This window comes from Kitasatospora sp. NPDC001547 (assembly GCF_042894165.1).
Taxonomy (GTDB): Bacteria; Actinomycetota; Actinomycetes; order Streptomycetales; family Streptomycetaceae; genus Kitasatospora.
Window position 1 is genome coordinate 451028 of record NZ_JBIAVL010000004.1, and the last position, 21047, is coordinate 472074.

The 21047-nt window shown below is 74.4% G+C and carries 19 protein-coding genes and 1 pseudogene; 14 read left to right on the forward strand and 6 right to left on the reverse strand.

Annotation, left to right across the window (positions count from 1 at the left end; genetic code table 11):
• Positions 1–9: 9 nt before the first annotated feature.
• Positions 10–222: pseudogene (locus ACFY0X_RS10220) on the reverse strand (potassium-transporting ATPase subunit B); the annotation flags it as partial.
• Between the two features lie 274 nt (positions 223–496).
• Here ACFY0X_RS10220 and ACFY0X_RS10225 point away from each other — a divergent pair.
• From ACFY0X_RS10225 to ACFY0X_RS10235, 3 genes are all read left to right on the forward strand, one after another.
• Positions 497–688: a hypothetical protein gene (locus ACFY0X_RS10225; protein WP_387751570.1), complete on the forward strand. Its 192-nt coding sequence runs from the start codon at positions 497–499 to the stop codon at positions 686–688.
• Between the two features lie 61 nt (positions 689–749).
• Complete coding sequence (lysA, locus tag ACFY0X_RS10230) at positions 750–2138, forward strand: diaminopimelate decarboxylase (protein WP_387751572.1); 1389 nt, start codon at positions 750–752, stop codon at positions 2136–2138.
• Positions 2139–2243: 105 nt separating this feature from the next.
• Positions 2244–2825 carry a DUF2785 domain-containing protein gene (locus ACFY0X_RS10235; protein ID WP_387751575.1) on the forward strand — a complete coding sequence of 194 codons (582 nt, stop codon included), beginning with the start codon at positions 2244–2246 and terminating at the stop codon, positions 2823–2825.
• 74 nt (positions 2826–2899) lie between these two features.
• Here ACFY0X_RS10235 and ACFY0X_RS10240 read toward each other — a convergent pair whose 3' ends face one another.
• Both ACFY0X_RS10240 and ACFY0X_RS10245 read right to left on the reverse strand, forming a co-directional pair.
• Positions 2900–3691 carry a class I SAM-dependent methyltransferase gene (locus ACFY0X_RS10240; RefSeq protein WP_387751578.1) on the reverse strand — a complete coding sequence of 264 codons (792 nt, stop codon included), beginning with the start codon at positions 3689–3691 and terminating at the stop codon, positions 2900–2902.
• Positions 3688–4644 carry an aromatic prenyltransferase gene (locus tag ACFY0X_RS10245; RefSeq protein WP_387751581.1) on the reverse strand — a complete coding sequence of 319 codons (957 nt, stop codon included), beginning with the start codon at positions 4642–4644 and terminating at the stop codon, positions 3688–3690. Before ACFY0X_RS10245 ends, ACFY0X_RS10240 begins: the two co-directional genes overlap by 4 nt.
• 304 nt (positions 4645–4948) lie before the next feature.
• On the opposite strand from ACFY0X_RS10245, the gene ACFY0X_RS10250 reads away from it, so the two are divergent.
• The 7 genes from ACFY0X_RS10250 to ACFY0X_RS10280 all read left to right on the forward strand — a co-directional run bounded on the left by ACFY0X_RS10250 (position 4949) and on the right by ACFY0X_RS10280 (position 13213).
• Complete coding sequence (locus ACFY0X_RS10250; protein WP_387751583.1) at positions 4949–5683, forward strand: hypothetical protein; 735 nt, start codon at positions 4949–4951, stop codon at positions 5681–5683.
• A gap of 20 nt (positions 5684–5703) precedes the next feature.
• Complete coding sequence (locus ACFY0X_RS10255) at positions 5704–6930, forward strand: radical SAM protein (RefSeq protein ID WP_387751586.1); 1227 nt, start codon at positions 5704–5706, stop codon at positions 6928–6930.
• Between the two features lie 277 nt (positions 6931–7207).
• Positions 7208–8548: an ABC transporter substrate-binding protein gene (locus ACFY0X_RS10260; protein WP_387751589.1), complete on the forward strand. Its 1341-nt coding sequence runs from the start codon at positions 7208–7210 to the stop codon at positions 8546–8548.
• On the forward strand, positions 8545–9459 hold the full coding sequence (locus ACFY0X_RS10265; RefSeq protein WP_387751591.1) for a carbohydrate ABC transporter permease: 915 nt from the start codon (positions 8545–8547) through the stop codon (positions 9457–9459). Before ACFY0X_RS10260 ends, ACFY0X_RS10265 begins: the two co-directional genes overlap by 4 nt.
• A complete protein-coding gene (locus tag ACFY0X_RS10270) occupies positions 9456–10283 on the forward strand; it encodes a carbohydrate ABC transporter permease (RefSeq protein WP_387751594.1) in 828 nt (275 codons plus the stop codon). Before ACFY0X_RS10265 ends, ACFY0X_RS10270 begins: the two co-directional genes overlap by 4 nt.
• A gap of 2 nt (positions 10284–10285) precedes the next feature.
• Positions 10286–12034 carry a glycoside hydrolase family 36 protein gene (locus tag ACFY0X_RS10275; protein ID WP_387751597.1) on the forward strand — a complete coding sequence of 583 codons (1749 nt, stop codon included), beginning with the start codon at positions 10286–10288 and terminating at the stop codon, positions 12032–12034.
• Positions 12035–12133: 99 nt separating this feature from the next.
• Positions 12134–13213, forward strand: a complete 1080-nt coding sequence (locus tag ACFY0X_RS10280; RefSeq protein ID WP_387751600.1) for a LacI family DNA-binding transcriptional regulator — start codon at positions 12134–12136, stop codon at positions 13211–13213.
• Positions 13214–13235: 22 nt separating this feature from the next.
• Here ACFY0X_RS10280 and ACFY0X_RS10285 read toward each other — a convergent pair whose 3' ends face one another.
• Positions 13236–14072 carry a DeoR/GlpR family DNA-binding transcription regulator gene (locus ACFY0X_RS10285; RefSeq protein WP_387751603.1) on the reverse strand — a complete coding sequence of 279 codons (837 nt, stop codon included), beginning with the start codon at positions 14070–14072 and terminating at the stop codon, positions 13236–13238.
• Positions 14073–14177: 105 nt separating this feature from the next.
• Here ACFY0X_RS10285 and galT point away from each other — a divergent pair, with 105 nt between their 5' ends.
• Both galT and galK read left to right on the forward strand, forming a co-directional pair.
• Positions 14178–15299, forward strand: a complete 1122-nt coding sequence (gene galT, locus ACFY0X_RS10290; RefSeq protein ID WP_387751605.1) for a galactose-1-phosphate uridylyltransferase — start codon at positions 14178–14180, stop codon at positions 15297–15299.
• Entirely contained in the window at positions 15296–16423 is a 1128-nt protein-coding gene (gene galK / locus ACFY0X_RS10295) for a galactokinase (RefSeq protein ID WP_387751608.1), read from the forward strand. The genes galT and galK overlap by 4 nt, the downstream gene beginning before the upstream one ends.
• 1 nt (position 16424) lies before the next feature.
• Here the strand turns inward: galK and ACFY0X_RS10300 are convergent, their stop codons facing one another.
• Positions 16425–17087, reverse strand: coding sequence for an NADPH-dependent F420 reductase (locus ACFY0X_RS10300; RefSeq protein WP_387751611.1), 663 nt, complete (start codon positions 17085–17087; stop codon positions 16425–16427).
• Positions 17088–17239: 152 nt separating this feature from the next.
• On the opposite strand from ACFY0X_RS10300, the gene ACFY0X_RS10305 reads away from it, so the two are divergent.
• Positions 17240–18010 carry an SDR family NAD(P)-dependent oxidoreductase gene (locus ACFY0X_RS10305; protein WP_387751614.1) on the forward strand — a complete coding sequence of 257 codons (771 nt, stop codon included), beginning with the start codon at positions 17240–17242 and terminating at the stop codon, positions 18008–18010.
• 120 nt (positions 18011–18130) lie between these two features.
• Positions 18131–18967 carry a helix-turn-helix domain-containing protein gene (locus ACFY0X_RS10310; RefSeq protein WP_387751617.1) on the forward strand — a complete coding sequence of 279 codons (837 nt, stop codon included), beginning with the start codon at positions 18131–18133 and terminating at the stop codon, positions 18965–18967.
• Here ACFY0X_RS10310 and ACFY0X_RS10315 read toward each other — a convergent pair.
• The gene (locus ACFY0X_RS10315) at positions 18895–20898 is read right to left on the reverse strand and encodes a tetratricopeptide repeat protein (RefSeq protein ID WP_387751620.1); all 2004 of its coding nucleotides are present in this window, start codon (positions 20896–20898) and stop codon (positions 18895–18897) included. The genes ACFY0X_RS10310 and ACFY0X_RS10315 overlap by 73 nt on opposite strands.
• Positions 20899–21047: the final 149 nt, after the last annotated feature.

Consider the following 21047-nt stretch of genomic DNA (forward strand, 5'->3'; position numbering starts at 1 on the left):
CCGAGCCCGTATCGAGAATTTGGTCAACGCGCCCCGGGTGATGAGGAGTTGCTCTCCCACCCGGATGATCTCGATCGGCTTCGCCGGGTTGGAGTCGAGGTCGACCATGTTGCCGGCCTCCTCGGCGGCCGGGGTGCCGGAGTTCATCGCGACACCGACGTCCGCCTGGGCGGGCGCGGGGGCGTCGTCGGTGCCGTCGCCGGTCGTCGCGACGATGTTCCCGGCGGCCGGGGTGCGCCGCAGACGGGGTGGGGCTGCGGGGACGGCGGACAGCCCACCACCGGAGGAACGGGGAACATGCCCGCCTTGACGAGGCCTTGGCGGCGAAGCGGCCGTCCCCGACGCCTCCCTGACACCCCGGCCGCAACGCCGTCAGGAGGGCGTCAAGGACGGCCGCCGGACCGTACGCCCTGCGTCAAGGACGGGTGCGACCGGTCGGCGGAGGGGCTCCACTGGAGGGGTCCGGCCGTACGGGCCGCTGTTCGAAGGGACCTCCATGACCACTGTCACCGCCGCCGTCGACGTCGAGGAGCCGCCGGAGCGGACGGTCCGCCTCCTGCCCGCCGCCTGGGGCCGGGACCGCCGGGACCGCGGGGACCGCCCCGAGCCGCCGGAACCGGCCCCGGCGGCCGACCGGGGGCGCATCCGCCCGGCGCACTGCCGGTTCGCGATGCACTACGAGGACTGACCCCGGCCCCACGCGGACGACCGACACCGCCACCCCGCGCCGATCCACAGGAGCAGCCGCCATGACCCAGCTCACCGCCCCGCCCGCCCCGCCCGTCCCGCCGATCCCGCCGATCCCGCCCGTCCCCACGCCCCCCGCCACGCCCGCCGACGCGCTCGGCGGCCCCTGGCCGGCCTCGGCGCGGCCCGGCCGGGGAGCCGACCTGCTGGTCGGCGGGGTGGGGCTGGCCGAGGCCGCCGAGCGGTTCGGCACCCCGCTGTACGTGCTGGACGAGTCCGAGGTCCGCGACCGCGCCCGGGCCTACCGGCGGGCACTGCCGCACGCCGAGGTGCTGTACGCGGCCAAGGCCTTCCTCTGCAGCGCGATGGCCGACTGGGTGGAACAGGAGGGCCTGGGGCTGGACGTCTGCTCCTCGGGCGAGCTGCGGCTGGCGGTCTCGGCGGGCTTCCCGGCACAGCGGATTCTGCTGCACGGCAACGCCAAGTCCCCGGAGGAACTGCGGCTGGCGCGGCGGCTGCGGGTCGGGCGGATCGTCATCGACGGCCCGGCGGAGATCGCGCGGCTGGCCGCGCTGGTGGCCGCCGACACGCCGCAGAAGGTACTGGTCCGGGTGGTGCCGGGGATCGCCGCCGGGCACCACGCGGCGGTGCGGACGGGCGTCGGCGGGCAGAAGTTCGGCTTCCCGATCGAGGGCGGCGACGCGGCGGACGCCGTCGCCCGGGTGCTCGGCCAGCCGGGGCTGGAACTCGCGGGCCTGCACTGCCACCTGGGCTCCCAGATCACCTCGGTCGAACCGTACCTGCGGGCGCTGGACGCGCTGGTGGGGCTGCTCGCCGAGGTGCGGGAGCGGCACGGTGTGGAGCTGCCGGAGCTGGACCTCGGCGGCGGCCACGGCATCCGCTACCTGCCCGGGGACACCGGACTGGACCTCGCCGAGTTCGCGGTACGGGTGACCGACCGGCTGGCGGTGCGCTGCGCCGAGGCCGGGCTGGAGGTGCCCCGGCTGATCGTCGAACCCGGCCGCGCGATCGCCGGCCCGGCCGCGGTGGCGGTCTACCGGGTGCTCTCCGTCAAGCACGCCGCCGAGGGCCGCTGCTTCGTCGCGGTGGACGGCGGCATGAGCGACAACCCGCGCCCGGCCCTGTACGGATCGCCGTACGCGGTACGGCTGGTGGGCCGCCACGCGGAGGCGGGCGAGGCCCGGGTGGACGTCGTCGGCCGCCACTGCGAGGCCGGCGACGTGCTGGTGCGCGACGCCGCCCTGCCCGCCGACCTGCGCCCCGGCGACCTGCTGGCGATGCCGTCGGCCGGCGCGTACCAGCTGTCGATGGCCTCCGGCTACAACCTGGTCGGCCGCCCGGCCGTGGTCGCGGTGAGGGACGGCCGCGCCCGCCTGCTGATCCGGCGGGAGACGGTGGAGGACTTCCGCCTCCGCGAGGTCGGCCGCTGAGGGGGAGCACCGGCGCGTGAGAAGTCGGCCCGGCCGACTTCCCGCGCGGGTTCCCGGCGAAAGAGCAGGTGAGAGCGGGTGGAAGCGATCAGTAGGGTCCTGTCCGTGACGAACTGGCAGGAGATCTACGAGAGCGACTGCGCGCACCCCCCGGGGTGGCGGCTGGACAACCTGGTGGCGGAGCTGGCGGACGCGCTGGGCGATCCCGACCCCGAGGTCAGGGACGGCTACCCGTACGCGGTGCTGGCGGCCTGGATCCGGCGCGGGGTGGTCGACGGCGACCGGTGCCTGGCGCTCGGCGACCTGATGGCGGAGCGCTTCACCGATCCGCGGATCGAGGCCCGGACCTTCGCCCCGCTCGTCCTGGAGATGATCGTGCGCCGGGGCCGGCTCCGGCCCGCCTGGCTCGACGCGTTCGCCGCCTGGTACCCCGCGGAGGCGGACCTACGGGGCCGTGACGACGAACTCGGCTGGCTGCACGCCGTGGCGCACGGCGCGGACCTGCTGGGGGCCGTCGGCCTGCGGCCCGACGTCGACCCGGAGGTGATGCTCGCGCTCGCCGCCGAGCGCCTGCTCGCGCCGACGGACCTCGGCGTCTCGGCGGAGCGCGGCGGGCATCCCGTCCCGCTCACCCACGGCGACGCGGTCAAGGCCGGCCTGGCCGAGGTCCTTCGCCCGGTCCTGTAGGCCCGGGGGAGCACCGGCGCGTGAGAAGTCGGCCCGGCCGACTTCTCACGCGGGTGGGTCCAGGCGCCGGTGGCTCACGCGGGGCGGCGGCCCCAGCAGGAGACCATCATCCAGGCGGTGTCGGCGAAGGCCGGGTCGTCCAGGTGGGCGACCGCCGCCGTGATCTGCTCGGCCGTCATCAGCCCGGTGGCGATGAGCCCGGGGGTGGCCTGGGCGAAGCACCGGCGCCAGAAGGCGTCCTCCGTGTCGTCCGTTCCGCACACGGCGACGCGGATGGTCATGCCGACGTCGGTGAGGCCGGCACGGGCCATGGCCGCCGGGATGCGGCGGGCCCAGGAGTGGTCCGTCCCGTGGGCCCTGGCCAGCAACTGCTGGCAGGCCTCCAGCAGTTCGGCGAACCGCGGATAGGGGGAGGCCGCGGCCGGGAGGTAGGTGGGGTCCTCGACGACGATCCACCCGCCGGGCCTGAGCCAGCCGGCCATCCGGTCGAGGGCGAGTTCCGGGTCGGGGAGGTGGCCGAGCAGGGCTCGGGCGTGCACCAGGTCCTGGGAGCCCGCCGGGAAGCCGTCCCGCGTCACGTCGTGCCGCGCGACCGTCAGGTTGGCCGGTACGGGCGACGCCTCGAGCAATGCGGTGTCGAGGTCGGTGGCCGTCACCCGGCCGTCGGGGCAGCGGGCGGCGAGCCAGCGGGCGATGGACCCGTGTCCGGCCCCCGCCTCGACGCAGTGCCAGTCCGCGGCGACACCGAGCTGTTCGAAGACGGCGACGGTGGCCGGGTCGTTGAGCTCCTCCAGCAGACGCAGGCGTTCGCGTTCGCCCCGCGTGCCGTGGGCGAGGACTCCGTCCTGGTAGACCGGGTCGCTCATCGTTCTCCGTTCGGGAGCCGGGCCGCGACGGGGCTGACGCGCGGCTGCTCGCCGGGGTCGGTCATCGGGCTGTTCCACTCGCGCATCAGCTCGACCAGCCGGCCGCAGTAGCTGCGCTCCGCCTTCACGTAGCGGCTGCCGCCCGCGCCGAACGACCAGGCGACGGCGTTCATCTCCTCCTCGTCGTACGAGGGAGCGCCCCGGAAGAAGGCGGCCAGTCGCTCGTTGACGCGCGGGAACCGCCCGGCGGGCAGCCGGAGGGCGTAGACGCCGACGCGCTCGATCCGGCCGGTCCCGAGGCGCAGCGTCACCGAGAAGGTGTGCCCGTCCGGGGCCGTGAAGGCCGTCATGTCCCGGAAGGTCGCCGCGTCCGGCGCCCCGCCCCCGGACAGGGCGAGCAGGCGCTCCACGCCCGCCGGACCGAGCCCTTCCCGGGTGCGGAAGTACAGGTTCGCGGTGTCGTGCTGGTAGTCCACGGCGACGTGCCGCACCGACGTCAGGCCCAGTTCGCGGAACCGGTCGTGATGGCGGCGGATCGTGTCCGGGACCCCGGGGGCGTCGAGGACCTCCGCCACGGGCCGCATCCCGCCCAGGTACACCCAGGTCTTGACCAGGCCCCGGACCGCGTCGAAGTCGCACAGCTCCGTCGAGCCGTCGTACAGCGAGCTCCAGGCGGAGACCAGGCCGGCGGTCCGGCTGTGCGGGCCGAGGAGTCCGGCCCGCACCGCGATGTCCACGGAGTCGATGGGGACGCGGTCGTAGAAGCGGTAGTTCAGGGCGCCGCCGGGCCTGTCGTCGGTGCGCCACAGGACGGCTCCGCGGTGGAAGCTCTCCTCGTACGCGTCCAGGACGCGGCGGGTCGTCGGCAGGGAGTGGTCGACGCCCAGCAGGTCCGCGGTGGCCTCGACGTCCTGGAGGAACCGGGACGGCGAGAAGCCGACGGCAGAGGTCATCAGAGGGGTTCCCCCTTCGGTCGTGCAGGGGCTCCGCCCCAGTCCCTCAGTGATCAAACCACTGAGAAGATCATTTCGCCAGAGGGGAGAAGCGCGGGCGCACGGTTCCCGGTTGACCGAATCAGACCGCTTCTGTCGATCTGTCAGTCCGGACTCCTGGGGTAGTTGATGCGAACTCGACCGTTTGTGGCGGGCCGCTGTTAGGCTGCGCGCCTGAATACGAAGTCTCCACGATGTAAAAGGACTTGGAAGAGAGGGTGAAGGCTCGCGCCTTCACCGCCGCCGCCGACCCCCGAGGAGCCACGTGAGACCCGAAGACGTCCCCCTGCTGTTCCAGGAGCTGGCCCGCGAGTACGCGGACGTGACCGACATGTCGGTGGCGGCGACCGGTTCACTCGCGCGCGGCGACCACCGCACCGGGCCCGGCGGCGACATCGTCTCCAACCTCGACCTGATCCACGTCGTGGCCGACGGCGCCGACGTGCCGGAGGTCCGGGCCCTGGTGGAACGGAGGATGCAGCGGATCTCGGACACCTTCCGGATCGAGACGACGTCCGTCATCGCCATGCTTCCGGCGTTCCGGATGGCCGGCCACGCCCACTACCGGATCAGCATGCGGCCCGAGTGGTTCTGCGACGGGCTCGGGCTCGGGCCGGAGGCCTTCGTCCACCCCGGCCGCGCCGAGGGCGACCAGCGCGCCGCGTTGTCCTGGATGATGCAGCCCGTCCCCTACTACCTGGCGAAGGCCACCGTCCTCGACCCGACGACCAACCTGGCCAAGGCCCGTAGGGCCGCGACGCGGCTGGCCGACCGGTTCGACCTGGAGGAGGTGCGCGACAACCTCGACAACCTCCCGCGGGCCCTGCGCACCCTGATCGCCGAACGCGGCGTGACCCCGCTCGAGTCGACCGCCCGCTACCTCGACACCCCCACCCATCCCGACGTCGCCCGGCTCGTCCGCGACGCGGTCTTCGTCGAGAGCATGGGCCTGCCGTCCGCCGACTCGATGCTCGTCCTGCTGCCGTCCGCCCCGAACTGACCACGACCGGAGAGCACTTCATGTCCACTCGGCAGCACGTGGAGATCCTTCCCCCGCACCCCCTGCGGGCGGGCTACGACAGGGCGCTGGAGCGCGGGTCGATCGCCGACGACTTCCAACGGCGCCTGGAGCCGGCCCACTTCAACCCGGGATACCTCGGCGCCCTGACCGAGCGGGTCGAACAGGCCCTTCGCCAGGACCCGGCGGACGAGACCATGCGGTGGCGCCTGGCGTTCCTGCTGCTGCAGAACAACGCCACCGCGGCCGCCGTCGAGCGGGCCGCGGACCTGCTCGCCAGCACCACCCTGCCGCAGGGCCGGCGGCTGGCCCACCTGGTGGCCGGGATCCGCGGCCGGGCCGGGCAGCCGCGCACCGGCCGCCGCGTCCGACGGGTCAACTGGTCGATCAACAACCGCTGCCCGATGTCCTGCCAGGGCTGCTACAACCCGTTCGCCGCGGAGCAGATCGACCTCGCGCAGGCGTACCGGATCACCGACAAGCTGGTCGCGCACGGGACCAGCGACCTGGTCCTGGCCGGCGGCGACCCGCTGCTGTGGCCGCCGATCTTCGACGTGGTCGACCACGCCGTCGCCGGCGGCCTCAAGGTCGGCCTCGACACCACCGGCTACACGCTCACCGCCGAGAAGCTCGCCCGGCTGCGGGGGCTGTCCTCGCTGCGGCTGCCGCTGGACGCCGTCACCGCGGACGTGCAGCGCGCCTTCCGCCGCAGTCCGGACGGCAACCTGCTCCAGGCGCTGCTGGACTCCCTCGCCCTGTGCGACGCCGAGGGCTTCGACCGCGTCCGGGTGCACACCGTGGCGAGCGCCGAGAACCTCCACCAACTGCCCGAGCTCGCCGCCGAGGTGATGTCCCATCCGTCGGTCGCCCAGTGGGTGATCTTCCAGTGGTGGGGCCGGCGGGCGTCACCGGCCACCGTCCGCAGGCTCGGGGTGGCGGTGGAGGACGTCCGCGAGGTGGTGGAGGCGATCCGGCGGGACCACCCCGGCCGGGAGATCCACCTGGCGGAGAGCGGCGAGCGGGAGCTGCTGAACTGGATGATCCAGTCGAGCGGGCAGGTCGTGACCTTCGGCTCGGGCGCCGAGGAGGAGTTCATCCTGGGCAACCTGCTGACCGACGAGGTCGAGGAGATCCTGACCCACCCGATCCTGGACTTCGAGGCCATGTCCCGGGGCATCCCGGTCACCCCGGGGACGGTGTTCGAACCGGTGGACGCCGGGCGGGGCTGACGGGGCGCCGGGCGGAGCCGTCGGGACGCCGGGCGAGGCGCGGCCCCCGGCTGATAACGGAACGGTTGCGGAGCCCGCCCTTCCCGTGCCCAGGGCTTGACGGCACGGGGAGGGCGGGCGTTTGCTGTGTCCGCTCGTTGGAACCTGTTCGGTTCTGATTTGTTTTGTGTGTTTGAACGTTCAAACCGTGTCGAGCCCCCGCCGCACCCGTCTCTCCCCACCCAGCACCCCCCTGCGCACCACAGCCTTCCGGCGCCACCCCACCGAGAGGAATGCAATGTCACACCTTTCCCGTCGCGACCTCCTCCGCGCATCCGGAGCCGGCCTGCTGGCCGTCGCCGCCGGAGGCACCCTCGCGGCCTGCGGCGGCTCCGGCTCGGCAGGCGCCGGCGGGGACGCCGACACCGGCACCATCACCGTCTGGTCCTGGGCCACCGCCGCCGAAGCCCTGCGCGGGATCGTCCCGGCCTTCGAGAAGGACAACCCGGGGATCAAGGTCGACGTCCAGGACATCGGCGAGCCCGCCATCTGGGACAAGATCACCGTCGGCATGGCGGCCGGCGGCCAGGGCCTCGGCGACGTCCTGCACATCGGCTGCGACTACCTGCCCGGATACCTGGAGAAGTTCCCCGGCGGCCTGGCCGACCTCTCCTCGCTCGGTGCCGACGCGCACAAGGACAGGTTCGCCAAGGGCCTGTGGCCGGTCGTCTCCGGCAAGGACGGCCACGCCTACGCGCTGCCCTGGGAGGTCAACCCGCTCGGCTTCTTCTACCGCAAGGACTACTTCGACAGGGCCGGCATCGACCCCGAGGCCCTCGCCACCTGGGACGACCTGCTCGCCGTCGCCGACCGCTTCAAGGCCGCCAACCCCGGCACCGCCCTGATCGGCCTCAACCGGGCCGCCAACCCCACCCCCGACCTGGACTTCCTGCAGTCCCTGATGCAGCTCCAGGGCGCCTTCTACTTCGACCTCCAGGGCAGGATCACCGTCGGCTCGGAACCGGCCGTACGCGCCCTGACCATCATCAAGCGGCTGGACGAGGCCGGGCTGGTCGGCGACACCCCCGGCGTCCAGAGCTGGCCGCCCGTGATGAAGGCCGGCAAGCTCGCGGTCGCCGCGATGCCCGCCTGGGTCGCCCACTACCTGGAGAAGAAGTTCCCCGACCAGAGCGGCAACTGGCGCCTCACCAAGCCCCCGGCGGTCACCCCCGGCGGCCGGCGCACCGCCCTGGTCAACTCCACCCACCTGGCCGTCGCCTCCTCCAGCCCGCGCCGCCGGGCCGCCTGGAAGTTCGTCGAGTACGCCGTCACCCGCCCCGCCTCGGTGAACGCCATGTTCGACGCGGGCGGCGTCTTCCCGGCCCTCACCGAGGCCTACACCGACCCGCTGTACGCCGCGCCGAGCGCCTACTACGGCGGCCAGCCGGTGCTGAGGACCTTCGCCGACCTCGCCACCGAGGGCGGCGACCCCACCAACTACTCCGGCGACTACGCGCGCGCCCTCAAGCTGGTCAGCGACGCCCAGGTCAAGGTCCTCCTCAAGGGCGCCGACCCGGCCGCCGTGCTCCAGGACGCCGCCAAGCAGCTCGCCCAGCAGACGGGGCGCGGTATCGCATGAGTGCCGCCAGCCCGCCCGCCACCTCCCTCGCGGGGAAGGCCGGAACGGCCCGCCGGCGCCGCGCCGCCGTACCGTACCTGCTGCTCGCCCCCGCCCTGCTCACCTTCGGCGTGTTCAAGGCCTACCCGGTCGTCGACTCGCTGCTGCTCTCCTTCACCACCGGCTCCGGCTCCGCCACCCGCGACGCCGGCCTCGCCAACTACCGGCGGCTGCTGGACGACCCGCTGTTCTGGACGGCCCTGCGCAACACCGGCGAGATCCTCGTCATCCAGGTCCCGCTGATGCTCGGACTGGCCCTGCTGATGGCCGTCGGCATCAACTCCGCCCTGGTGCGCTGGCGCACGGTGTGGCGGCTCGGCGTCTTCATGCCCTCCGTCACCGGCCTGGTCGCCACCGGCGTGATGTTCGCCTACCTGCTCAAGGCCGACGACGGCATGGTCAACCGGGTGCTGAACGCCGTCGGCCTGCCCTCCGTCGACTGGCTGGGCCAGCCCGGCTGGGCCCGGATGGCCGTCGTCGTGGTGCTCACCTGGCACTACACCGGCTACAACGCCGTCATCTACCTCGCCGGACTCCAGTCCATTCCCAAGGAGTTGTACGAGGCCGCGATGGTCGACGGCGCCGGCCCGATCCGCCGGTTCACCTCGGTCACCGTCCCCGCGCTGCGCCCGGTGCTGCTGTTCACCGTCGTGCTCTCGACCATCGGCACGCTCCAGCTCTTCGACGAGCCGTACGTGCTGACCGGCGGCGGACCGGACAACGCCACCCTGACCGTCTCCATGTACCTGTACCAGAACGGCTTCCGGTACTTCGACTTCGGCTACGCCTCCGCCATCGCCTACGCGCTCACCCTGCTGGTGTCGGTGCTCGGCGCCGCCCAGATGCGCCTGATGGGGGAGAAGGACAAGTGAACCTCAGGAAACTGCGCGGCTGGCCGCTGACCTTCTTCCTCGCCGCCGTCACCGGGCTGTCCGTCGCCCCCTTCTACTGGCTGGTGGTCTCCGCCACCCGCAAGGACACCGAGGTCTTCGACTGGCCGCCCAAGCTGCTGCCCGGCGGGAGCCTCGGCGAGAACCTGGGCCACCTGGAGCAGAAGATCGGCCTGCTCCGGGTGGTCGGGAACTCCCTGCTGGTGGCGGGGATCCAGACCCTGGGCGCCCTCGTCGTGGCGCTGCTCGCGGGCTACGCCTTCGCCAAGTTCCGCTTCCGCGGCCGCACCCTGCTGTTCGCCCTGCTGCTCTCCACCCTCGTGGTGCCCGAACAGGTCACGCTGGTACCGCTGTTCACGATGATGACGGACTTCGGCCTGCTGGACACCTACCAGGCGCTGATCCTGCCCGGCCTGTGCGTGCCCTTCGCCGTCTTCCTGATGCGGCAGTCGCTGAGCAGCCTGCCGGACGAACTCCTGGACGCCGCCCGGGTCGACGGCGCGGGCGAACTGCGGGTGCTGTTCAGCGTGGTGGTGCCGGTCATGCGCCCGGTGCTGGCGGCCCTGTCGATCTTCCTCTTCCTGGGCTCCTGGAACCAGTTCGTCTGGCCCCTGATCGCCCTGCGCAGCCCCGAGATGCACACCCTGCCGGTCGCCCTGGCGACGCTGCACGGCAACAAGTCCAACACCGACTACGGCGCGATCCTCTCCGGCACCGCGCTGTCCACCCTGCCGATGATGGTCCTCTTCCTGGTCCTCCAACGGCAGTTCATCTCCGGCCTGCTGGCCGGCGCCACGAAGGGATGACCATGACCGGGACCGACGAGACCGCCACGGCCGAGGTCTGGGAGCCGCACGCCCCCACCGCCGCCGGCGGCCTGCGCCCGCTGTACGCCGACGGGCTGGACCTGCGGGTGAGCGGTACGGGCACCGCCCGGGGCCTCGCCGACGGGGTGGTGGAGGTGACCGCCGAGGGCGCGGGCGGGGTGCGGATCGAGTGGCGGGTGCCCTGCGTCGACGCCACCGCCCTGTGGACCCCCGAGCCGCGCGGCACCGGCTGGCTGCCCGCCGCCTGGAGCGCCCCGCGCCGTACCGGCCTCGCCAACGGCGCGCCGATCGCCGCGCTGGTCGGCACCGGGGACGTCGCCCTGTGCGCCTTCGCCGCCGGGCGCCCGGACGTGCTGGTCGGCGCCGGAGTGGTCGAGGAGACCGGCGAGTTCCGGTTCTGGGCCCAGGCCGAGGACCGGCTCACCGTCCGGATCGACACCTCCCGCCGGCACTTCGGCCGCGCCCTGGCCGACCTCGCCGCCTGGTGGGGCGAGGGCCGAACGGCTGACATCCCGGAGGCCGCCCGCCGCCCCGCGTACTCCACCTGGTACTCGATGCACCAGGACGTCACGCCCAAGGGCGTCGAGACCCAGGCCGCGCTCGGCAAGGAGCTGGGCCTGGACGTGATCATCGTGGACGACGGCTGGATGACCGCCGACCGCACCCGCGGTTACGCCCACTGCGGCGACTGGGAGCCGGTCTCGCTGCCCGACACCGCCGCCCACGTCCGGCGGGTGCACGACCTCGGGGTGCGCTACCTGCTCTGGTACGCGCTGCCGTTCATCGGCAAGGACAGCGCCGCGTACCGGGAGATCGGCCACCTGGCGCTGGCCGACGTCCCCCACATGGGCGCGATCGTCGCCGACCCGCGCCACCCCGAGGTCCGGGCCTTCCTCACCGACCGGCTCGCCCGGGCCGTCGAGGAGTGGGGCATGGACGGCCTCAAGGTGGACTTCGTCGACTGGTTCGCCCGCGCCGCCGAGAGCGCCGACGCCGCGCCGGCCCGCCCCGGCGCGGACTGCGCGAGCGTGGAGGAGGGCGTGGAGCGGCTGCTCGCCGGGATCCGCCGCCGGATCACCGCCGCCGACCCGGAGGCGATGATCGAGCACCGCCAGCCGTACGTCAGCCCCGGCCTGTGGCCGTACGCCACCATGATCCGCGCGACCGACTGCCCGCTCAGCCCGCAGGAGAACCGGCAGCGGACCGTCGACGTGCGGCTGGCCGCCGGGCCCGTCCCGGTCCACGCCGACATGCTGATGTGGCACCGCGACGAGCCGCCGGAGCAGGTCGCCTGCCACCTGATCAACGTGCTGTTCTCGGTGCCGCAGGTCTCCGTCGACCTCGCCGCGCAGAGCGAGGGCCAGCGCGAGGCGATGGCCTTCTGGCTCGGCGTCTTCCGCGAGCACGCCGCCACCCTCCAGCTCGGCGAACTGCTCCCGGCCCGCCCGGACCTCGGCTACCCCATGGTCACCGCGCACGGCGACGGCACCGTGGCCGTGGCCCGCTACGCCGCGCTGCCGGTGGACGCCTCCGGCGACGACTGGCAGACCCTGCTGGTGGCCAACGCCGACGCCGACCCGGACGTCCGGCTCACCGGCGGCCGCGGGCGGGTGGCGGTGACGGTGCGGGACGCCCGGGGGCGTATCGTCCGGCAGGGCGAGGTCGAGCTGGACCGCGCGGACGCGATCCCCGTGCCGCGCGGCGGGCTGCTGACCCTGCGCCGATCCTGACCCCGCGCCGAGGCCGACGCCGCGCCGAGGCCGACCCGCTCGGGGTCCGGGACGGGTGCCGGCGCCCGTCCCGGACCCCGACCACGCCTGGAGAACCGCATGCCCGAGGGACCGCACCGGCCGCGCCGCGGCGCCACCACGATCGAGGAGGTCGCCCGGGCGGCCGGGGTCTCCCGACAGACCGTCTCCAACGCGCTGAACGCGCCGCGGCGGGTCCGCCCGGAGACGCTGGAGCGGGTGAACGCGGCGATCCGCGAACTCGGCTACCAGCCCGACCAGTCGGCCCGCTCGCTGCGCAGCGGTGCCCGGCGCACCATCGGCTACCTCGCGCCGGTGGACGACCCGCTCGACCCCAACCCGCTGATGGCCGGCTTCCTGGAGGCCCTGGTGGACGCGGCCGGGGCGGCGGGGCAGCGGGTGCTGCTGTTCCGGCCGGGGCAGGGCGCGGCCGACCCGGTCGCCGCGATCGACGAGCTGGTGGCGGCCCGTCAGGTGGACGGGCTGGTGCTGGCGGACGTCCTGCGCGAGGACGTCCGGATCGCCCATGCGGCCCGGCTCGGCGTGCCGTTCGTCAGCTTCGGGCGGACCGGGCCCGGCGAGCCCCAGCACTGGGTGGACATCGGCAACGAGGCGGCGATGGCCGGGGTGGTGCGGCACCTCGCGGCGCTCGGCCACCGCCGGATCGGCTACCTCGGGGGCGCCGAGGAGCTGCCCTGGATGGCGGCCCGGCGGGCCGGGTTCCTCGCCGAGGCCCACCGGCTGGGCCTGTCCGCGGTCACGACGGACGCGGCGGGGACTGGTTCGGGGACTGGTTCGGCGGAGGCAGGCGCCGCCGTGGCGGCTTCCGTCCGGGCGCTGCTGTCCGGGCCGGACCGGCCCACCGCCTTCGCGGCCGGCAGCGACCTGCTGGCGCTGGACGCGTACGAGGCCGTCCGGGCGCAGGGGCTGGCGGTCGGGCCGGACGGGGTGGCCGTCACCGGGTTCCACGACACGCCGCTCTGCCGGCACCTCCATCCCGCGCTGACCTCGGTCCGGCTGCCGCTGCGGGCGATCGCCACGGCGCTGGTCGGTCGGCTGCTGGACCAGGTGCGCGGCGAGGCGGCGCCGGCCCAGGGGCTGGAGCTGCCCACCGAGCTGGTGGTGCGCGGGAGTTCGGGGCGATCCGGCGGGACGGACTAGCCGGTCCGTCCCGCCCCCCCGGCTAGTCCGCCCCGCCCGGCCGGTCGGGGCGGTCCGCCGTCGTCGCCACGATCAGCTCGCCGACCAGCCGGGCGGCGGCCGCCCGCTGCTCGGCGGACAGGGCGTCGTCGGTGACCAGGACGTCCAGCTGGTCCAGGTCGGCGAAGGAGGCCAGGCCGACCGAGTTCCACTTGGTGTGGTCGGCCACCACCACGACCCGCCGGGCCGACCGGAGGAAGGCGCGGTTGGTCTCCGCCTCGGCCAGGTTCGGGGTGGTCAGCCCGGCCTCGGGGGAGAGGCCGTGGCAGCCCAGGACCAGCAGGTTGACGTGCAGGGAGCGGATCGCCTGGTCGGCCACCGGCCCGACCAGCGCGTCCGAGGGGGTCCGGACGCCGCCGGTGCGGATCACCGTGGCGGTGGCCGGGGTGCCGTCCTCGGCGGGCTGCTCCAGCAGCTCGGCGATCCGCAGCGAGTTGGTGACCACGGTGAGGTCCTCGACGGCGCGCAGGTGCCGGGCGACCGCGAAGGTGGTCGTCCCGCCGGCCAGTCCGACCGCCGAACCCGGCGGGACGAGCGCCGCCGCGGCGCGGGCGATCGCGTCCTTGGCGGGCAGCTCCCAGTGGGCCTTGGTCTCGAACCCGGGCTCGCCGGTGGCCGGCGCCTCGACCCGTACCGCGCCGCCGTGCACCTTGTGCACCAGGCCGCGGCGGGCCAGCGCGTCCAGGTCGCGCCGGACGGTCATGTCGGACACGCCGAGGTCCCGGACCAGTTCGGTGACCCGGACCCCGCCGCGCGCGCGGATCCGCTCCAGGATCAGCACGCGGCGCTGCCCGGCGAGCGGTTGGGCGCTGTCAGCCATCGGGACGCCTCCTTCGACCACTTCGGGTGAGTGGTCCTGGTGGATAATGTTTGAGATTGTAGCTTTCTGTTGATTCCAATGGCTCCACTCAGAGGAAGAAGGGCCATGCCCGGGACGTCCCTGACCCAGCCCACCCCCGTCAGCCCCACCGTCAGGACCGTGACCACCCTCGCGGACGGTCGGCAGCTGATCTACTACGACGGCGGCGCCGCCGCCCCCCGCGACGCCGTGGACGAACGGCCGCTCGACCCGCAGGCCCCCGGCTCCGAGGTCCGGCTGGACCCGGCCACCGGCGACTGGGTCACCATCGCGGCCCACCGCCAGGCGCGCACCTACCATCCGCCGGCCGAGGAGTGCCCGCTCTGCCCGTCCCGGGACGGCAGGCTCAGCGAGATCCCGGCGGACGACTACCAGGTGGCCGTCTTCGAGAACCGCTTCCCCTCGCTGGCCGGCCCGCCCGCGGAGCCCGTCCGGGCGGCCGAGGGCCTGTGGACCAGCGGCCCCGGCGCCGGACGCTGCGAGGTGGTCTGCTTCACCGCCGACCACGACGCCTCCTTCGCCGACCTCACCCCCGAACGCGCCCGGCTGGTCCTGGACGCCTGGACCGACCGCACCGCCGAACTCTCCGCCCGGCCCGGCGTGCGGCAGGTCTACTGCTTCGAGAACCGAGGCGCCGAGATCGGCGTCACCCTCGCCCACCCGCACGGCCAGGTCTACGCCCTGCCCTTCACCGCCCCGCGCACCGCCCGGATGGCCGTCCGCGCCGCCGAACACCGCGCCGCCACCGGCCGCAACCTCTTCGAGGACCTGCTCGCCGCCGAACGCGCCCACGGCGGCAGGGTCGTGCTCGCCGGAGAGCACTGGACGGCCTTCGTCCCGTTCGCCGCCCGCTGGCCGTACGAGGTGCACCTGTACCCGCACCGCCGGGTGCCCGACCTGACCGCCCTGGACGCCGGCCAGCGGGACGAGTTCCCGTCCCTCTACCTGGAGTTGCTGCGCCGCTTCGACCGGCTCTTCGGCACCGGCCGCACCCCGTACATCTCCGCCTGGCACCAGGCCCCCGCCGGTCAGCGGGACGAACTCGCCCTGCACCTGGAGCTGTTCACCGTCCGCCGCACCGCCGACAAGCTCAAGTACCTGGCCGGGGTGGAGTCCGGGATGGACGCCTTCGTCAACGACGTCGCCCCCGAGGACGCGGCCCGCCGGCTGCGGGAGGTCGCGGCATGAGCTCCTTCCAGCAGCTGTTCGGCCGTGCCTCCGAGGGGGAGTGGGCCGCCCCCGGCCGGGTCAACCTGATCGGCGAACACACCGACTACAACCTCGGGTTCGTCCTCCCGATCGCCCTGCCGCAGACCGTCCGGGCCCAGGTCGCCCGCCGGGAGGACGGGCTGCTGCGGCTCTGGTCCGCCCAGGGCGGCGAACTCGTGGTGCTCCGCGTCGACGACCTCGCCCCCGGCGCGGTGCCCGGCTGGGCCGGCTACCCGGCCGGGGTGGTCTGGGCGCTGCGCGAGGCCGGACACCCGGTCGGCGGGGCGGACGTCCGGCTGGACAGCGACGTGCCCAGCGGCGCCGGGCTCTCCTCCTCGGCCGCGCTGGAGTGCGTCGTCGCCACCGCCTGCAACGACCTGTACGGGCTGGGCCTTCCGGCCGCGGACCTGGCCGTCCTGGCCCAGCGGGCCGAGAACACCTTCGTCGGCGTGCCCTGCGGGATCATGGACCAGATGGCCTCGATGTGCTGCCGCCCCGGGTCCGCGCTCTTCCTGGACACCCGCGACCTGACGGCACGTCAGGTGCCGGTCGACCTCGCGGGCGCGGGCCTCGCCCTGCTGGTCCTGGACACCCGGGTGAAGCACGACCTCGGCGACGGCGCCTACGCCGCGCTGCGGGCCGGCTGCGAACGCGCCGCCGCCCTGCTCGGGCTGCCCGCGCTGCGCTCGCTCCAGCCGTCCGGGCTGGCCGGTGCGCTCGCCCGACTGCCGGAGGAACTGCGCCGGCTGGTGCGGCACGTGGTCACCGAGAACGCCCGGGTGGAGGCCGCCGTCGCCCGGCTGGACGCCGGAGACCTCGCCGCGCTCGGACCGGTCCTCACCGCCGGGCACGCCTCGCTGCGCGACGACTACCGGGTCTCCTGCCCGGAGACCGACCTCGCCGTCGAGGCCGCCCTGGCCGCCGGCGCCCACGGCGCACGGATGACCGGCGGCGGCTTCGGCGGCTCGGTCATCGCCCTGGTGGACGCGGACGCCGCCGAGCGCGTCGCCGCCGCAGCCACCGCCGCGTTCCGGGAAGCCGGGTACGCCGAGCCGCGCACCCTCACCGCCGTCCCGGCGGAGGGGGCGCGCCGGCTCCGCTGACTCAGGCCCTGTGGGCCGCCGGGCGCTCCGGGGAAGCCTCCGCGAGCGCCCGGGTCACCGCCTCGACCCCGGCGCGCAGCCCGTACACCGGGGTGGCCGGCTGCTGGCGCCAGGACTCGTCGATCCCGCCCGCGTCCACGGTGTCGAAGCCCAGTTCGTCGACCAGTGCCCGGACCACCCGCTTGGCCGCCTCGTCGTCCGACGCGACCGGCACCGCGAGCCGCTCCGGGTCCCCCGCCGGGCGCGGGCGCTCCAGCAGGTCCTGCGCGTAGGTGCCGTTGAACACCTTGACCACCCGGTGCCCGAGGTGCTGCTCCGTCCAGCGGCTCTCGGTGAGCCCGCCGTCCTCGATCGCGTCGATCCGGCCGTCGCGCTCCTTCGGGTAGTAGTTGCCGGTGTCGATCACCGCGACGCCCTCGGCGGCCTCGGCGAACAGCCCGGAGGGCAGGTCCGGCACGTTCTTCAGCGGGACGGTGACGACCACGACCTGCGCCCCGCGGGCCGCCTCGGAGACCGTCACCGCCTTGGCGCCGGTCTCCTCGACCAGGTCCTTGAGCGTCTCCGGGCCACGGGAGTTGGCCACCGAGACGTCGTGCCCGAGCGCGGTCAGCCGCCTGGTCAGGTTGCCGCCGATGTTGCCCGCGCCGATGATGCCGATCTTCATGGGAAGCCCCGTTCGCGAGTGCCGTGTTGGACCGTCGCCTGGGGCCAACCACCGTACGGCCGCTCCGATTCCCGGTCGGCGGGTGGTTCTGCCGGACCCAGGGTCGGAGCGGGCCTGGTGTCCGCCCGGCGCGGGTCGCGAGGGTGGACGCCATGAACTCCACTTCCTCGAACTCCACCGTCCTCGTCACCGGCGGCACCAGCGGCATGGGCCTCGCCACCGCCCGCCACCTGCTCGCCGCCGGCTCCCGGGTCGTGATCACCGGCCGCGACGACGCCCGGCTCGCCCGCGCCGCGGCGACGCTCGACGCCGGCGACAGGCTGCTCGCCGTCCGCGCCGACGCCTCCGTACCGGCGGACCTCGCCCGGCTCGCCGACACCGTGCGGGAGCGGTACGGCCGGCTCGACGGCGTCTTCGCCAACGCGGGCGTGGCCGGCTTCCAGCCGGTCGAGGAGGTCGCGGAGGCCGAGTTCGACCGGATCGTCGCCACCAACCTCAAGGGCGTCTTCTTCACCGTCCAGCACGCCCTGCCGCTGCTGGCCGCGGCCGGCGGCGGCTCGGTCGTCCTCAACGCCTCCTGGACCCCGCACCGCGGGCTGCCCGGCGCCGCCGTCTACGCCGCCACCAAGGCCGCCGTGCTCAGCCTCGCCCGCACCCTGTCCGCCGAGCTGGCCGGGCGCGGCATCCGGGTCAACTCGGTCAGCCCGGGCTACATCGTCACCGAGATGTTCCACGAGGCGATCCCCGACCCGGCCGACCACGAGCCGATCCGCGGCAACGTCCCGCTCGGCCGGCTGGGCACCGCCGAGGACGTCGCGGAGACGGTCGCCTTCCTGCTCTCCGAGCGCTCCTCGTACATCACCGGCCAGGACGTCGTGATCGACGGCGGCCTCGTCCCGGCCTTCCCGTCCCTGACCGGCTGACCGTTCCCCCGGGTGCCCGCGGCCGACCGCACCGTCGGGTGCCCGCTCTGCCGTGGCCGCCCGTGCCTGGTCCTGGCAGGACCAGGCACGGAGGCGCCCGTCCGGGTGACAATCCGTACCGTGAACCCGAGCAGCGCCCTGAGCGAATTCCTCCGCACCCGCCGCGCCCGCCTGCGGCCCGAGGACGTCGACCTCCCCGACTACGGCGGCCGCCGCCGCGTCGCCGGGCTGCGCCGCGAGGAACTCGCCCACCTCGCCGGAGTCAGCGTCGACTACTACACCCGGCTCGAACAGGGCCGGGTCGGCAACCCCTCCGACGCCGTCCTCGACGCCGTCGCCCGCGCCCTGCGCCTGGAGCCCGACGAGTCCGGCCACCTCCACCGCCTCGCCCGCCCCACCGCCCGCCCCCGGCGCCCCGCCGCCCGCCAGCAGCCGCGCCCCTCCCTGCTGCACCTGCTGGCGCGACTCCACGACACCCCGGCGATGGTGATGGGCCATCGGATGGACATCCTGGCCTGGAACCGCGCCGCGGTGGCGCTCTTCGGCGACTACGGCGCCCTGCCCGTCGAGGACCGCAACATCGCCCGCATCACCTTCCTCGACCCGTCCTCCCGCGAGCTCTACGCCGACTGGGCCACCTGCGCCCGGGAGAACGTCGCCTTCCTCCACCTGGAGGCCGGCCGCCGCCCCGACGACCCGCTGCTCGCCGAACTCGTCGGCCAACTCTGCCTGGGCAGTGGGGAGTTCCAGCAGATGTGGGCCGAACACCCGGTCGCCGACAAGACCTCGGGCCGGAAGTCCTTCCGCCACCCCCTGGCCGGCACCCTGGACCTCGCCTACGACACCCTCCGCCCCGCCGACGACCCCGGCCAGGCCCTGGTCACCTACACCGCCGACCCGGGCTCGCCGTCGGACGACGGACTGCGGCTGCTGCTGTCCTGGGCGGCGTCGGGCTGAGGGCCCCGGGTCACTTCGAGGAGGTCCTCCCTGGCCAGCACGGTCGACGGATGGTCCGGTCCGAGGACGCGGTCGAGATCCTCCACCGTCTCGCGGATCATCTCCACCGCCCGGTCCGGGCGGCCGGCGTTCCAGGAGATGACGGCCAGGCTGTGACGGGCGAGCAGGGTGGCGGGGTGGTCGGCGCCGAGGACGCGCCGGCGGTCGGCGAGGACCTGCTCCTGGAGGCGCATGGCGTCGTCGACGCGTCCGATGTCCGAGTAGTTGGCGGCGAGGTTGTTGCGAGCCGTGATGGTGTCGGGGTGGTCGGTGCCGAGGACGCGCCGGCGGTCGGCGAGGACCTGTTCCTGGAGGGTGATCGCGTCCTCGACGCGGCCGGTGTCCGAGTAGCTGGCGGCGAGATTGTGGCGGGCCATGAGGACGACGGGGTGGTCGGCGCCGAAGATGCGCCGGCGGTCGGCGAGGACCTGCTCCTGGAGGGTGATCGCGTCGTCGGTGCGTCCGGCCTCCCAGTACGAGTGCGCGAGGTTGTTGCGGGCGGTGAGGGTGTCCGGGTGGTCGTCGCCCAGAACGCGCCCGCTCGTGGTGGAGAGGCCGAGCCAGTGCTGGATGCTGGTCGAGTACAGCCCGGCCTCCACGAGGCTGAGTCCGCACCGGAACAGCAGCGGGTGGATCCCCAGGGACGGCTGGACCAGCTCGGAGGCGCTGTGCCCGGCGAGCACGTCGGCGTTGGCCCGGAGGGCCGCTGCCAGACCGGCCGCGCTGTAGTCCGCGGCCGGCCAGAGTTCGAGGAGGGCATCGGCGGCCACGTGGGTGGACGGTCGCCTGCCGGGGCCGATGTCGAGGGCCGCCCGCGCGGTGAGCGCGTGCAGGGTCACCTCCCGGCCGGCGGTCTCCGTGAGGGTGACCAGGCTGTAGTTGTGCAGCACGGCCAGCGCGTCCAACGCGTCCTCCGCCGTGACGGGCGCGCCGCGAACGCCGCCGAGGTGCCGGAGCACCGCCTCCGTGCCCCACAACTCCTCCGGATGCCCGGCCGGGTCGAGCAGCGCGGCCAGCTGGAGCACCGGCCCGGCCAGCCCGACCGGCTCCTCCTGCCGCGCCGCGTCCAGCGCCAGCAGCAGCGCCGCCGTCACCGGGCCCCGGTAGCCGTCGGCGCCGGAGCGGGCCGGCAGGACGGCGTCCAGGCTGCGCGAGCGGTCGCGGAAGAGCTCCAGGTACCGGCCGCAGCTGCGCCGGGTGTTCACCATGTAGGCCGCCGCGTGCGCCAGCGCGAGCGGCAGGTGCCCCAGCTCCTGCGCCAGTTCCTCCGCGTGCCCGTCCAGGAAGCGGGCGCACTTCGCCCGCTCCAGCCGTTCGCGCAGGTAGGCGGCCGACTCGGCGGCGGAGTACGTGCTGACGTCCACGAGCATCCGGTCCCCGCCCGTACTGGCGGCGCCCCGGTGCCGGGTGGTCGCGATCACCCGGCCCCGGCCGCCCCGGCTGGTGGCGGGCCACAGCTGCTCGGGCGTGTGCTCCGTGGTGTTGTCGAGGACGATCAGCCAGCCGCGCTCGGTGGCGGCCAGCCAGGCCAGGAAGCGTTCGGCGTCCTGCTCGGCCTCGCCGCTCGCCCCCGGCGCCCGGACCGCCGCCGCGGCCCGGGCGTACAGGTCCGTCACGGCGGACGGCTCGGCGGCGTCGGCCCACAGCACCAGGTCGGTGCCCGCGTCGATCGCCTCGCGCGCGTAGTGCGCCGCCAGCTGCGACTTCCCGACGCCCCCGCCGCCCGCCAGCACCTGGCTCAGCACGACCGTCCCGCACTCCCCGCGGGCCTCGTCGATCTCCCGCCGCAGCTCCGCGCGGGGCTGGAAGGCCGTCGCCCTCGGCGGGATCCGCCCGATCACCACCGGCCACCGCACCTCGGCCGTCGGCGCGGCGTACTGGTTGAAAGTCATCTCCCCGGCCTGGAAGGCATCGCCGTTGACGGTCCCGCCGTCGATCCCGTTCCGGACCCGCCACCCCTGCCGCACGTGCTCGCCCCCACCGCCCCGCGTTGTCGTGGCCTCCATTATGGAAGCCGGAAACGGCGCTGCCGTGCCGCCCG

Bases quoted from the DNA above. Each gene is read 5' to 3' on its own strand.
- ACFY0X_RS10225 (WP_387751570.1), top strand. From the start codon at position 497: ATGACCACTGTCACCGCCGCCGTCGACGTCGAGGAGCCGCCGGAGCGG.
- ACFY0X_RS10265 (WP_387751591.1), top strand. From the start codon at position 8,545: ATGAGTGCCGCCAGCCCGCCCGCCACCTCCCTCGCGGGGAAGGCCGGA.
- ACFY0X_RS10280 (WP_387751600.1), top strand. From the start codon at position 12,134: ATGCCCGAGGGACCGCACCGGCCGCGCCGCGGCGCCACCACGATCGAG.
- ACFY0X_RS10255 (WP_387751586.1), top strand. From the start codon at position 5,704: ATGTCCACTCGGCAGCACGTGGAGATCCTTCCCCCGCACCCCCTGCGG.
- ACFY0X_RS10275 (WP_387751597.1), top strand. From the start codon at position 10,286: ATGACCGGGACCGACGAGACCGCCACGGCCGAGGTCTGGGAGCCGCAC.
- ACFY0X_RS10260 (WP_387751589.1), top strand. From the start codon at position 7,208: ATGTCACACCTTTCCCGTCGCGACCTCCTCCGCGCATCCGGAGCCGGC.
- ACFY0X_RS10245 (WP_387751581.1), bottom strand. From the start codon at position 4,644: ATGACCTCTGCCGTCGGCTTCTCGCCGTCCCGGTTCCTCCAGGACGTC.
- ACFY0X_RS10305 (WP_387751614.1), top strand. From the start codon at position 17,240: ATGAACTCCACTTCCTCGAACTCCACCGTCCTCGTCACCGGCGGCACC.
- galT (WP_387751605.1), top strand. From the start codon at position 14,178: ATGCCCGGGACGTCCCTGACCCAGCCCACCCCCGTCAGCCCCACCGTC.
- ACFY0X_RS10285 (WP_387751603.1), bottom strand. From the start codon at position 14,072: ATGGCTGACAGCGCCCAACCGCTCGCCGGGCAGCGCCGCGTGCTGATC.
- lysA (WP_387751572.1), top strand. From the start codon at position 750: ATGACCCAGCTCACCGCCCCGCCCGCCCCGCCCGTCCCGCCGATCCCG.
- ACFY0X_RS10315 (WP_387751620.1), bottom strand. From the start codon at position 20,898: ATGACTTTCAACCAGTACGCCGCGCCGACGGCCGAGGTGCGGTGGCCG.
- ACFY0X_RS10300 (WP_387751611.1), bottom strand. From the start codon at position 17,087: ATGAAGATCGGCATCATCGGCGCGGGCAACATCGGCGGCAACCTGACC.
- galK (WP_387751608.1), top strand. From the start codon at position 15,296: ATGAGCTCCTTCCAGCAGCTGTTCGGCCGTGCCTCCGAGGGGGAGTGG.
- ACFY0X_RS10240 (WP_387751578.1), bottom strand. From the start codon at position 3,691: ATGAGCGACCCGGTCTACCAGGACGGAGTCCTCGCCCACGGCACGCGG.